Raw genomic sequence first — 12,728 nt, forward strand, 5'->3', positions numbered from 1 at the left:
CGGCCTACTTTCGGCGCAGCAGGGCCCAGGCACCAGCTGCGGCTGCACCCAGGGCAGCACCGGCGCCCAGGGTCACGCCCGGGTTCGGGCCCTGGCGGATCTCGTTGCGGACGCGGATGACAGCCTGGTCTGGGACGGGCGGCACGAGCAGCTCGAGGGATTCCTCGGTGGTGGCCGTCCATGCGGAGACGTACAGGACGACGCGCCAGACCAAGTACATGACCACCATGAGGACGATTACGGGGCCGAACACGGCGCCTGCCGGGTTGCCCGCCGCGGAGGACATGATGACGGTGGACAGCTGCTTGATTACCTCAAAGAGCACCGCACCAATGGCCGCGCCCATCAGTCCCGACTTGGTGGGAACCTTCGTGCGCGGCAGGAAGGCCACCATCCACCAGAAGACGAGGAAGTTGGCGATAAGGCCGATGACGATACCGGCCACAACCAGCACTGCGCCCATGCCAGGGAAAGACTCAATACCGACCCACTCGAAAATCTTTTGGGTCAGTCCGGAAGAACCCGCCGCCGTCACGCCGAAGGCGATAACCATGGCCACGAGCAGGCCGATGAGCCCCAGCAGATCGCTGAGCTTCTTGGTCACAAAGTTGCCCGGGGCGTCAGTCGGATCCTGCATCCACATCGCCGAAATGCCAATGCGCAGGTTGTTCATCCAGCCCAGCCCGGACCACAGGGTAGTCAGGCCACCGATGCCGTACATCGCGCCGCGCTGTTCAATCGCGGTATGCAGAATCTGCGTAATCGAATCCCCCAGATCGCCAGACACGGAGTTCGCGATCTGCTCCTCCAGTTGCTGCATGAGATCGGGGCGATTGGCCAACACGGTGGCGATGGCTGCCACCGTGAGCATGAAGATGGGGAAGATAGCCAGAACCGAGAAATACGTAATTCCGGCCGCGAACTGGTTTCCGCCCTGGCTGCCGTAGCGGTCCAGCATCTTCATGATGTGGTCGATAAAACCGGACTTCTCGCGGACTTTATCTACCGCGCCCGGCTCATCGGCATTAGCACGCTCGATGCCGTAGTCATCGGTCTTCTTCTCATCGGGTTGAGTCGTTGGCGCCACAGGCTTTCCCCTTTTTATGAATTACAGAAATAAGTTACAGAGTCCTCTACACAGTCTTCATCATGCTAACCAACTCAGCCGCGGCGCGCGGGGAGGAAGCCCACCGCCTCGTAGACCTTGTCCACGAGCGGGGAGGCGATCTCCGTGGCGCGCTCGGCACCCTGGGCCAAGATGCGCTCGAGCTCGCCGCGGTCTTCCATGAGCTCGTCGTAGCGTGCCTTCAGCGGAGTGGTGAAGGCCTCCAGCGCTTCTGCTGTGTCCACCTTCAGGTGGCCATAGCCCTGGCCCGCGTACTTGTCCACGAGGTTCGGGATGCTCTCACCGGTCAGCGCAGACTGGATAGCCAGCAGGTTGGACACGCCGGGCTGCTTCTCGCGGTCGAAGGCCACCACGCCGAGGTCATCGGTCACCGCGGACTTAATGCGCTTAGCGGAGGTCTTAGGAGCATCGAGCAGGTTCACGATGCCCTTCGGGTTTGCGCCCGACTTCGACATCTTGGACGTCGGCTCCTGCAGGTCATAAATCTTGGCTGAGCCCTCCGGAATGAAGGCCTCTGGCACGCGGAAGACCTCGCCGTATTTGTTGTTGAAGCGCTCCGCCAGGTTGCGAGTGAGCTCGAGGTGCTGGCGCTGGTCCTCCCCCACCGGCACATAGTGCGGGGAATACAGGAGGATATCCGCGGCCATCAGGACGGGGTAGGTAAACAGGCCCACGGACGTGCGGTCCTGGCCTTGCTTGAGGGACTTGTCCTTGAACTGGGTCATGCGGGAGGCCTCACCGAAGCCGGTCAGGCACTGCAAAACCCACGTCAGCTCCGCGTGCGCGGGGACGTGGGATTGCACGAAGAGGGTCGATTTCGCCGGATCGATGCCCAATGCGATGAGCTGTGCGGCGCCCGCCACGGTGCGGTGGCGCAGCTCCTCCGGGTTCTGCTCCACCGTGATGGCGTGCAGGTCCGGGATGAAGTAAAAGGCCTCGTGCGAGTCTTGCAGGTCAATCCACTGCTTGAGCGCACCGAGGTAGTTACCGAGGTGGTAGGAGTCCGCCGTGGGCTGAATACCAGAGAGGACTCGAGAAGCGGAGGTCGATGCAGAAGTGGAGTCAGTCATGGTTGACTACTCTACTCTGCCGCCTCCGGCGGGGAGGCGGTGCGTCGGTTAAATCTTGCGGGAGGTCGGGCTAATGACGTCCATCATGACGGCGAAACCGGCCACCATGAACGCGCCGCCAACGCCCTGGAGGACGATCGGGCCAAGGAAGGCAAAGGACGGTCCGACGATGGTCCACCACCAGATACCCAGGGCAAGCAGAATAGCGCCGAGGACAAAGTAGATGATTGCGCGGGTCATGAGCATCTCCTGCGAAATAGAAAAGGACGTTAAGACGGGATTATCGTACCACTACTTGAATTCGGCTACTTGTACTCCACCAGAAGAGGAGAGTGATCGGACCAGCGCTCCTCCACCGTCGGCGCCTTCTCCACCCACGTGCGCTGCGCGCGCTCCAGCATAGACTTCGTGGCCGCTTGATAATCGATGCGCCACCCAGCGTCGTTATTGAAAGCCTGGCCGCGGTAGGTCCACCAGGTATAGGGCCCCTCAGCCTCCGGGTGCAGGCGCCTGGCGACGTCAAACCACTGCGGGTCCGCGGCCGCTTCCCAGGCGGTCTTGGTCTCATAATCCACCACGCCGAGCCAATCCCCGAGCCCCTTCTTCTCCTGCGGCTGCGCATCCGGGAAGGAGCCAAAGACGCGATCCATGAAAGCGCGCTCCTCCGGCAGGTGGCCGGACTTCTTCTCGTTGGGCTTGTTGTTCTTCAAGTCCTGGGCGCGGTGGCAAATATTCCAGTCACCACCGATAACAGCCTCCGGGTAGGTCGCAGCCATCTCATCCAAGACTGAAGAAAACTCGTCCAGGAAGAGGTACTTCTCATCCTGCTTCGGCGAATCCACATCGCCGGAGGGCAGATACAAAGAGGCCACGCGCACGCCTTCCACGGTGGCGGCAATGAAGCGGCCGGATTCGGCGAAGGAGCCGAAGCCCACGGAGACGTCGCCAAGCGCATGCTTCGATAAGATGCCCACGCCCGCGCGGCCCTTGGCGGCGGATTCGGCCTGCACCAGGTTCCATCCGGCCTCCAGAGCCGGGGCCAGGGCCTTCTGGGTCTGCTCGGGATTGGCGCGCACCTCCTGCATGAGGACGACATCGGCCGGCGTGGTATCCAACCACGCGTTCATCCCCGGGTTGTTCTCATTGCGCTGTTTGCAGGCCGCGCGGATGCCGTTGACGTTGACGGAGGCGATGGTGAAACTCATGCCGGTCAGTCTAACTCTGTTCAATAATCTTCACGGAAGGGCCCCGGCGGCGCTTGTCCCACATGGTGACGACCCAAGTAACACAGCCGGCCACCGCCAGGCCCGCGCCGGCCAGCGCGGTGGAGTTATAGGAGTAGCCCGCGCCCACGACCGCGCCACCGATAGCCGCGCCCGCTGCATTAGCGATGTTGAGCGCGGACTGGTTCAACGCCGCCGCGAGGGTCTGCGCATCCCCCGCTACGTTGACCAGGCGCAGCTGCAAGGAAGGCACGAGAATGGAGCCGAAGAAGGCCAAGACACCAAAGGCAATCGTGCCCGCCCATGCGTTGTGAGCCAGGAAGTAGAAGGCCACGGACACACCGACCATGCAGATGAGAGCAAAGATGATGCCGAATTCCAGGTTTCGGTCCGCCAGCGCACCACCGGCGACATTGCCAACAGTCATACCGATGCCATAGGCCATGAGCACAATCCACGTGTGGCTCGGGTCCATGCCGGCGACCTCCGTCATGGTCCACGTGATGTAGGTGTAGACGGCGAACATGCCACCGAAGCCGACGGTGCCGAGGAATACGGTGAGCAGAACCTGGCTGTTTTTCAGCGCGCCGAGCTCAGTAAACATATCCGTTTCCGGCATGCGCGTCATGTGCGGGAAGAGGAAAAAGAGCAGGACCATCGTGAGCCCCGCAATGGCCACGACCAAAAAGTACGCCGCATGCCAGCCCAATCCTTGGCCTAGGGCCTGGGCCGCGGGCACGCCGATCACGGTGGCGATGGACAGACCCATGCCCACCATCGACATGGCAAACCCTTGCTTGCCCGGTGGCGCCATCGATGCCGCAGCCAGATTAGCTACGGAAAAGTATGCGCCATGCGGCAGACCCGCGATGAAGCGCGCCACCAGCAGGACGCCGTAGTTCGGGGCCAGGGCTGTCAGCAGGTTACCCACGAGCAAGAAGGCGATGAGCAGGATGATGAGGCGGCGGCGTGGGAGCTTGCCTGTAAGTGCGGCGATGACTGGGGCGCCCACGACGACACCGAGTGCGTAGACGGAGATGACTACCGACGCCGTGTCTTCCGTAATGCCGAAATCATCCGCGATGAGCGGCAGCAGGCCCATGGAGGTGAACTCCGTGGTACCGATGGCGAAAGCACCCAGCGCCATGGCAATCATGACGATGGTGCGGCGCGTCGCGGAGATTTCCGTCTGGCGTGGGACGGGGCGGCGTTGGATACGGGTATTCATCGGTTTCACGTGGGCAGACCTTAGTACTTTCCCTGCCGAGCTCGTAAGTCCAGCCGGAAAGGTTGTGCCAAGTACACAGACTTCCCCCGCTGGTGGTGCGAGTCACAGGGGGACCGGCACCGCGAGAAAATAAGACAGGTATCCTGTGAGGTTGAACAGTTTTCAACTTCTTTAGGAGAACCATGGCAAAGATTATCTGGACCCGTACCGACGAGGCGCCGTTGCTGGCGACCTACTCCTTCAAGCCCGTCGTGGAGGCCTTCGCGTCCACCGCAGGCATCGAGGTGGAAACCCGCGACATTTCCCTGGCCGGCCGCATCCTGGCCCAGTTCCCGGAGCGCCTTGGTGACAAGAAGGTCTCCGATGCCCTGGCTGAGCTCGGCGAGCTGGCCAAGACCCCGGAAGCTAACATCATTAAGCTGCCGAACATCTCCGCTTCCCTGGTGCAGCTGAAGAAGGCCATCGCTGAGCTGCAGGCCGCCGGCTACGACCTTCCGGAGTACGAAGAGGCTCAGGAGAAGTACGACGCCGTCAAGGGCTCCGCCGTCAACCCGGTTCTGCGTGAGGGCAACTCCGACCGCCGCGCCCCGATTGCGGTCAAGAACTTTGCTAAGAAGAACCCGCACAAGATGGGTGCGTGGTCGGCGGATTCCAAGACCAACGTGGCCACCATGGACGCTGACGACTTCCGCCACAACGAGAAGTCCGTCATCATGCCGGAGGAGGACACCCTCTCCATCGTGCTGAAGACCGCCGAGGGCGAGCAGACCCTGCTGGAGAAGCTGCCGGTCCTCAAGGGTGAGGTCATCGACGGCACCTTCATGTCCGCCAAGGCACTCGACGAGTTCCTCAAGGCGCAGGTTGCCCGCGCCAAGGAAGAGGGCGTTCTCTTCTCCGCTCACCTCAAGGCCACCATGATGAAGGTCTCTGATCCCATCATCTTCGGCCACGTGGTGCGCGCTTTCTTCGCTGATGTCTTTGAGAAGTACGGCGAGGAGCTCGAGGCCGCTGGCCTCAACGGCGAGAACGGCCTGGGCGCTATCTACGAGGGCCTGGACAAGCTGGAGAACGGCGCTGAGATCAAGGCCGCTTTCGACGCCGCGCTGGCCGCGGGTCCGGACCTCGCCATGGTCAACTCCCACAAGGGCATTACCAACCTGCACGTTCCGTCCGACGTCATCATTGACGCCTCCATGCCGGCCATGATCCGCACCTCCGGCCACATGTGGAACAAGAACGACGAGGAGCAGGACACCCTCGCCGTCATCCCGGATTCCTCCTACGCCGGTGTCTACCAGGCCGTGATCGAGGACTGCAAGGCCAACGGCGCCTACGACCCGACCACCATGGGTACTGTCCCGAACGTCGGCCTCATGGCACAGAAGGCTGAGGAGTACGGCTCCCACAACAAGACCTTCAAGGTGCCGGCAGCCGGCACCGTTGAGGTCCGCAACTCCAAGGGCGAGGCTCTCATCTCCCACGACGTGGAGGAGGGGGACATCTGGCGCGCCTGCCAGACCAAGGACGCCCCGATCCAGGACTGGGTCAAGCTGGCTGTCAACCGTGCTCGCCTGTCCGGCATGAAGGCTATCTTCTGGCTCGACCCGGAGCGCGGCCACGACGCCAACCTCATCGAGCTGGTCAAGAAGTACCTGCAGGATCACGACACCGAGGGCCTCGACATCTCCATCGAGGATCCGGTCACCGCGACCAAGATCTCCGTCGAGCGCATCCGCAAGGGCGAGGACACCATCTCCGTCACCGGTAACGTCCTGCGTGACTACAACACCGACCTCTTCCCCATCCTCGAGCTCGGCACCTCCGCCAAGATGCTGTCCGTGGTTCCGCTCATGGCTGGCGGCGGCCTGTTCGAGACCGGTGCCGGCGGCTCCGCCCCGAAGCACGTCCAGCAGGTTCAGGAGGAGAACCACCTGCGCTGGGACTCCCTCGGTGAGTTCCTGGCCCTGGCTGAGTCCTTCCGCCACGAGCACAACACCAACGGCAACGCCAAGGCTGGTGTGCTGGCCGCTGCACTGGACAAGGCCACCGAGACCCTGCTGGATGAGGGCAAGTCCCCGTCCCGCAAGGTGGGCGAGAACGACAACCGCGGCTCCCACTTCTTCCTGACCCTCAACTGGGCCAAGGAGCTGGCTGCACAGTCTGACGACGCCGAGCTGGCGGAGGCCTTCAAGCCGGTTGCTGAGGCCCTCGAGGCCAAGGCAGGCGAGATTGAGCAGGCGCTTCTCGACGTCCAGGGCTCCCCCGTCGACCTCGGCGGCTACTACGCCCCGAACGAGGAGAAGCTCAACCAGACCATGCGCCCGGTTGCTGCCTTCAACGACATCATTGATGGCCTGAAGAAGTAACTCTTTCTCCCGTCATGTTTCCGACCGCCGCGCGTATCCCCTCCGTAGTGGAGCGCGCGGCGCCGTCGTTTTCCTACGAAGACGTCCTTAACCACCAAGTCACCTTCGACGCCGCTGCGTGACGCGAGACATGGTCCCACCTCACGCTCTACCGGCGGTGTAACACCCCCTCCTCCTCCGATGCCATTGGGCAATTTCTCCGCTGCCTAAAATCAGGTGACTAGCGTCCCGTACAACCATGGGAGCATCAGCTACGGTCGATGCCATCCACTTTTTGAATCTGGCGCTTCTTAGAAATGAAATAGGCTGATACCCAGAGAATCGTCGTAAGTAGGGCCGTCCGGACTACCCACATCAAGTCAGCAGAGGAATACCCCACCATAAGTACCGCGCCTATCGACAAAATCCAACCAGCCAAAAATGATTTCATGCTCTCAACACCTCTACTTAGCGAGAATTGCATCCCAGTCGCAACTGGCGTAACCGTTTAGGCCACCCGCTACAACTCCGGTCGCAATTGCCTTAAGCATTCCTTGCACCGCCCGGCCCGCAGGAACACCAGCAACGGTCATCGCCACTAAGCATCTGTTCCATGCCTCCTGCTTCTCGGGAGATGCACCAGTTGCCACTCCTTCTGGCAATTTGCACGTAGCCGGATTGTTCGCACAGTCTTGGATGTAAGAGTCGGAGGGTTCAGTGGGAAACGGATTGTTGTAGTTTTGCGCATGCGCAGTTGGAATCTTCACAAAGCCTGCCAGCATTACGCCAGCAATGACTACCGCGGTAGTCTTATGTTGTCGTGCAGGGGGGGCAGATCTTCATAATGCTCATGTGCTCAGGCTATCAATATGAGATTAGCCTCGCTATCCCTATTGGCAGATCTCTGTAGCCGACCATCAATTGAAGTCCGACAACGGCTTATGCAAACCCCTAACCTCATCAAAGGTTGTAAAAGCTACACCGCACAGCAAAAGAGAGAGTTTTTCAATCCACGGGAACCAAGCAACCACCGCCTCCGACTAGTAGTGCAGTTGATATCAGCGCCTGTCCATCGCCCGTCTTGAGTGCCCGAAAGCATTCACCCTCAGGCACCCACTACGGGCCCTACCTGTACACACTGAAAAGAGCACTACTTATGAGTCGGACGGCTCTGCGATCCTTCATTCAACGCATCCACTTTTATGGCGGCATGTTCGTCGGCCCCTTCATCCTCGTTGCGGCATTGACTGGCTGTCTCTATGCCATGGCGCCCACCCTGGAGAAGGTGGTGTACCGCGACGTCATGACCGTTCCGGCGGTCGAGCACCCCGTAAGCTTGGAAGAACAAATCCAGGCCGCACAGCAGGGGCACCCCGACATGCCCGTGTCCCAAGTCTGGCCGGCAACCAGCCCCACGGATTCGACGCGCGTGCTGGTTTCCGATGACAGCATCGACGAAAGCCTGCAGCGCACCGTCTTCATCGACCCCGCCAACGCCGAGGTCATCGGGGACTACCCCACCTACTCGGGCCTGGGTGAGATGCCGCTGCGCCGCTGGATTTCCTCCCTGCACGAAAGCTTCCACTTGGGCAAGGTCGGTGAACTCTACTCGGAGCTAGCCGCCTCCTGGCTGTGGGTCATGGCCTGCGGCGGTCTTTATATGTGGTGGATTCGCCGCCGCCCGAAGAACAAGGCAACCGCGAACGCAGCGCAGCAGCAGCCCAAGCGCTCTGCCCGCTGGAAGGCCACCCGCCTGCATTCCACTGTTGGCGCCTGGATCTTCATCGGCCTGCTTGGCCTCTCTGCCACCGGTATCACGTGGTCGGGACTGGCCGGCGACAACGTCGATTCCCTCGTCGAGCGCATGGACTGGAAGGCCACCCCGATCGAGACTGCCCTCCCCGGTACCACCGCCGAAACACATGAGCACACTGGCCATGAAGGACATGAAGGTCATGGGGTTGGAGGGGCGTCGTCAAGCGCGAGCGTGGCTGCCGACGCCGAGCGCGTCCTCGCCACCGGCCGCGCCGAGGGTCTGACCGGACCGCTGCGCCTCTACCCGCCGGAGGACGCCCACTCCGCCTGGCAGGTCAGCGAACGCTGGGTGGAATGGCGCACCACCTCCGATGCAATTTCGGTAGATGGCACTACCGGCGACGTCATCGACCGCCAGCCTTTCTCCAGCCTGCCGCTGTTTAGCAAGCTCAGCAGCTGGGGCATCTACCTGCACATGGGCATCATGTTCGGCCTTCCACTGCAGATTGCGCTGCTCGCACTGGGTCTCGCCACCGCCGCTCTCGTAGTACTGGGGTACTACATGTGGTGGAAACGTCGCCCGCGCTTCCTCCCGACTGCCCACTTCTCCTGGGCCACCACAGGGTTGGGCGCGCTTTTCGCCGCCACCGTGGGCGTCTTCCTGCCGCTCTTAGGAATCACCTTGGCGGCGTTCTTGGTTCTCGATGTCATCCTTGTGAACCGTGCCACCGCCCCGCGCAGGGAACGCACGCCAATCCCGGTCGGATAATTTAGTGAAAGCCATCACATAGGGCGGAGCTTATTAGGTACGGTAGTTTCTTATGACTAACCCACTACTGACACCTTCCACGCTGCCCTACCAGCTCCCGCCGTTTGCGGAGATCAAGGTCGAGCACTACCGCCCCGCCTTCGACGAAGCACTCGCGCTTCACGACGCCGAAATCGCCTCCATCACCGACAACCCCACCACGCCTACGTGGGAAAACACCGTGGAGGCGCTCGAGCGCTCCGGCCAGGACCTCGACCGCGTCATGGCCGTCTTTGGCAACCTCTCCGGCACGGATGTCACCGATGAAATGGAGGAGATCGCCGCCGACATCTACCCGCGCCTGTCCGCGCACTATGACGCGATCTACCAGAACGAGGTGCTCTACGCGCGCATCAAGGAGGCCACGCCGCCTGCCGACGACGCGGAAGGCCAGCGCCTCCACGAGCACCTCCTGCGCACCTTTGCCCGCAAGGGTGCCGACCTCGACGCGGCCGGCAAGGCCCGCCTGTCCGAGATCAACCAGCGCCTCTCCGCGCTCTCTGAAGAATTCGGCCGCAACCTCATGGCGTCTACCCGCGAGCGCGCGGTCTCCTTCACCGAGGAAGAACTCGAGGGCCTGCCCGCCGAACGCATCGCCTCCGCCAAGGCCGATGCCGAAGCACTAGGCCGCGAGGGCTTCGTCATCCCGCTGGAGTTGCCGACCGTGCAGTCCGAGCTGAGCCGTCTGGCGCGGGAGGATGCGAGGGGGAGGCTGTATGGGGCGTCGACAAGCAGGGGCTCCGAGAACAACATCCCGGGGCTCATCGAGGCCGTGCAGCTGCGCGCCGAGCGAGCCGAGCTGCTGGGCTTTGCCACGCATGCCGACTACGTCATCGCCGAAGAAACCGCCGCGACTGCCGACGCCGCCCGCACCATGCTCTTCGACCTCGCCCCCGCCGCCGCGGCCAACGCCGAAGGCGAGCAGAAGCTCCTCACGGAGGAAGCAACGCTCAACGGCCAGGGTTTCAGCTCCGCGGACTGGCCTTATTGGGAATCCAAGGTCCGCGCCCGCGACTTCTCCCTCGATGAGGAGGAGCTGCGCAAGTACTTCCCACTCGACCAGGTCCTGGAGAAGGGCGTCTTTGCCGCCGCCGAGCGCCTCTACGGCATCACCGTCACCCCGCGCGATGACCTCGAGGGCTACGCGGAGGGGGTTCGCGTCTGGGAGGTGCGGGACGGCAATCACGAGAGTAAGGGGATCGGTCTTCTTCTTACCGACTACTTCGGGCGTCCCACCAAGCGCGGCGGCGCATGGATGAGCGAGTTCGTGGGCCAGTCCCGTCTGCTGGAGCGCAAGCCGGTCATCGTCAACGTCATGGGCATCACCAAGCCCGCCGACGGCTCCCAGCCGCTGCTGAGCATGGACGAGGTCCGCACCGTCTTCCACGAATTCGGCCACGCCCTGCACGGCCTGCTTTCCGACGTCCGCTACCCCACCTTCGCCGGCACCAACGTCCCGCGCGACTGGGTGGAGTTCCCCTCGCAGATCAACGAGAACTGGGCGCTCGATAAGAACTTGGTCAAGGAGTACGCCCGCCACGTCGAGACGGGCGAACCTATTCCGGACGAGCTTCTCGACGCTATCTCCGCCGCCTCCGAGTTCGGCCAGGGTTTCGCTACCTCGGAGTATCTGGGAGCGTCGATCATCGACCTCGCGTGGCATTCCCTGAGTGCTGCCGAGGCCGCGGAGCTCAAGGCCACTCCGGAGGCCGTCGCCGAATTTGAGGCCGAAGCTCTGCGCGCGGCCGGGCTGGATAACGAGCTCATCGCGCCGCGCTATCGCTCGACTTACTTTAACCACATCTTCGCTGGCGGCTACTCCGCGGGCTACTACTCCTACCTGTGGGCCGAAGCGCTCGACGCCGATGGTTTCGAGTGGTTCAAAGAGCAAACCGACCTGCGCGAGGCCGGTCAGAAGTTCCGCGATGTCATCCTGTCGAAGGGCGCGTCTCGCGACTTCACGGAGGCTTACCGCGAGTTCCGCGGCCGCGACAAGGACGTCGCGCCGCTGCTCAAGCGCCGCGGCCTCGCCGGGGCCTAGTGCCGACTAGTTATCCACAGATTTCGATGGATGGCTAGTTGGGGGCTTGGAGTGGGGGTTGGGCGCTTTTAGGCTGCGGGGTATGAGATTGCAGACATTCTTCGCCGCCCTCGGCCGCGCCATTGACCTGGTGGCCGAGTGCGCGGGACTGTCTGAATCTGACTTGGTGGCCCTCGGCGCCACGCCTGCCGACGCCACCGTGTTCCTCTCCCTCCACCACACCTACTTCGGGCACACATCCTCGACGAAGAAACAGCGCACGGCGGTTGCAGCCGCGCGTCGCCGCGGACACGGACTGGTGACCTTGCAGCTTATTGAGCGCTTCGTTGCCAAAGTTCGGGACCACAACAAAGCGTGGGATTTGCGAGTGGAGCTGTGCCAGACCAGCGCGGAGCTGGTGGAAAAGGTCGCGCGCAAGCGCCTGCGTCAAATGCGCAAACCCCGCACGTATGCCGAGCGCGCCAAACTCACCCAGCATGGCAACGGTCTGGCCACGCTCACGGTGACGGCGGATTCGCTGCAACTGACTGGTGTATTCGAAGGCATCGACCAGGAACGCCCCGGCGAGAGTTTCTTGGAGAATCTAGACGGCGGTGGCGTCAAGACTGAGGTTGCCACCATGGCGGTCCTGCAGCTCGATGACTACGCCGAGCTGCTCAAGGGAAATACCGAGAAGGATGGCGAGGAGTTCATCGTCCGCACCACCAGTGGCGCGACGATGACCGGCTCGCAGCTGGTGGAGCGCGCTTTGCTGGACAAGGGGGTCATCGTGGCTGTCAGCCGCGAGCATGGCCCGCTCGATGTGTTCCGCTTCCAGCGCTTCGCCACCGCCAAGCAGCGTCTTGCCTTGGCCGCGGAGAATCCCTGCTGCGCCTGGGAGGGCTGCAAGGTTCCTTTTGAGAAGTGCCAGATCCACCACATCAAGGCCTGGGCCCGCGGCGGGCCCACCAACATCCTCAACCTGGTGCCACTGTGCCCGTACCACAACGGAGTCAACGACGATGACCCCGATGCCCCGCCCTCCCGCGGCCACATGGATCGCATCGGGGGCCGGGTGGCATGGATCCCGCCATACGACGCCGCGCCGGTCTTCACCAGCGCCTTCAACTAACGCTTCAACAAACCTCAAGGT

General features: G+C 62.4%; 9 protein-coding genes. 4 read left to right on the forward strand and 5 right to left on the reverse strand.

Annotated elements, in window-relative coordinates; translation table 11 throughout:
* Positions 1-4: 4 nt before the first annotated feature.
* The 5 genes from HMPREF2635_RS05645 to HMPREF2635_RS05665 form a co-directional block, all read right to left on the reverse strand.
* Complete coding sequence (locus HMPREF2635_RS05645; RefSeq protein WP_049157256.1) at positions 5-1,087, reverse strand: YhjD/YihY/BrkB family envelope integrity protein; 1,083 nt, start codon at positions 1,085-1,087, stop codon at positions 5-7.
* 74 nt (positions 1,088-1,161) lie between these two features.
* Complete coding sequence (gene trpS, locus HMPREF2635_RS05650; RefSeq protein ID WP_070511442.1) at positions 1,162-2,196, reverse strand: tryptophan--tRNA ligase; 1,035 nt, start codon at positions 2,194-2,196, stop codon at positions 1,162-1,164.
* 48 nt (positions 2,197-2,244) lie between these two features.
* Entirely contained in the window at positions 2,245-2,436 is a 192-nt protein-coding gene (locus tag HMPREF2635_RS05655; RefSeq protein ID WP_049157254.1) for a hypothetical protein, read from the reverse strand.
* A 65-nt stretch (positions 2,437-2,501) separates the two neighbouring features.
* Positions 2,502-3,401, reverse strand: a complete 900-nt coding sequence (locus tag HMPREF2635_RS05660) for an exodeoxyribonuclease III (protein ID WP_070511440.1) — start codon at positions 3,399-3,401, stop codon at positions 2,502-2,504.
* 10 nt (positions 3,402-3,411) lie between these two features.
* Positions 3,412-4,647 (reverse strand): MFS transporter, encoded by a 1,236-nt coding sequence (locus tag HMPREF2635_RS05665; RefSeq protein WP_198531389.1) that lies wholly within the window; start codon positions 4,645-4,647, stop codon positions 3,412-3,414.
* A 182-nt stretch (positions 4,648-4,829) separates the two neighbouring features.
* Here HMPREF2635_RS05665 and HMPREF2635_RS05670 point away from each other — a divergent pair, with 182 nt between their 5' ends.
* The 4 genes from HMPREF2635_RS05670 to HMPREF2635_RS05690 all read left to right on the forward strand — a co-directional run bounded on the left by HMPREF2635_RS05670 (position 4,830) and on the right by HMPREF2635_RS05690 (position 12,707).
* A complete protein-coding gene (locus tag HMPREF2635_RS05670) occupies positions 4,830-7,013 on the forward strand; it encodes an NADP-dependent isocitrate dehydrogenase (RefSeq protein ID WP_070702128.1) in 2,184 nt (727 codons plus the stop codon).
* Positions 7,014-8,148: 1,135 nt separating this feature from the next.
* Positions 8,149-9,516 (forward strand): PepSY-associated TM helix domain-containing protein, encoded by a 1,368-nt coding sequence (locus tag HMPREF2635_RS05680; RefSeq protein ID WP_070702130.1) that lies wholly within the window; start codon positions 8,149-8,151, stop codon positions 9,514-9,516.
* 52 nt (positions 9,517-9,568) lie between these two features.
* Entirely contained in the window at positions 9,569-11,596 is a 2,028-nt protein-coding gene (locus HMPREF2635_RS05685) for a M3 family metallopeptidase (protein ID WP_070821397.1), read from the forward strand.
* A gap of 82 nt (positions 11,597-11,678) precedes the next feature.
* Positions 11,679-12,707, forward strand: a complete 1,029-nt coding sequence (locus HMPREF2635_RS05690; RefSeq protein WP_070821398.1) for an HNH endonuclease signature motif containing protein — start codon at positions 11,679-11,681, stop codon at positions 12,705-12,707.
* The last annotated feature ends 21 nt before the right edge of the window (positions 12,708-12,728 follow it).

Origin of the sequence: Corynebacterium sp. HMSC035E02 (assembly GCF_001836065.1) — a bacterium.
In the GTDB taxonomy this organism is placed as follows: domain Bacteria; phylum Actinomycetota; class Actinomycetes; order Mycobacteriales; family Mycobacteriaceae; genus Corynebacterium; species Corynebacterium hiratae.

What these genes read in the sequence shown, in the direction of transcription:
- trpS (WP_070511442.1), bottom strand. Translation starts at nt 2,196, where the DNA reads ATGACTGACTCCACTTCTGCATCGACCTCCGCTTCTCGAGTCCTCTCT.
- HMPREF2635_RS05655 (WP_049157254.1), bottom strand. Translation starts at nt 2,436, where the DNA reads ATGACCCGCGCAATCATCTACTTTGTCCTCGGCGCTATTCTGCTTGCC.
- HMPREF2635_RS05660 (WP_070511440.1), bottom strand. Translation starts at nt 3,401, where the DNA reads ATGAGTTTCACCATCGCCTCCGTCAACGTCAACGGCATCCGCGCGGCC.
- HMPREF2635_RS05665 (WP_198531389.1), bottom strand. Translation starts at nt 4,647, where the DNA reads ATGAATACCCGTATCCAACGCCGCCCCGTCCCACGCCAGACGGAAATC.
- HMPREF2635_RS05670 (WP_070702128.1), top strand. Translation starts at nt 4,830, where the DNA reads ATGGCAAAGATTATCTGGACCCGTACCGACGAGGCGCCGTTGCTGGCG.
- HMPREF2635_RS05680 (WP_070702130.1), top strand. Translation starts at nt 8,149, where the DNA reads ATGAGTCGGACGGCTCTGCGATCCTTCATTCAACGCATCCACTTTTAT.
- HMPREF2635_RS05685 (WP_070821397.1), top strand. Translation starts at nt 9,569, where the DNA reads ATGACTAACCCACTACTGACACCTTCCACGCTGCCCTACCAGCTCCCG.
- HMPREF2635_RS05690 (WP_070821398.1), top strand. Translation starts at nt 11,679, where the DNA reads ATGAGATTGCAGACATTCTTCGCCGCCCTCGGCCGCGCCATTGACCTG.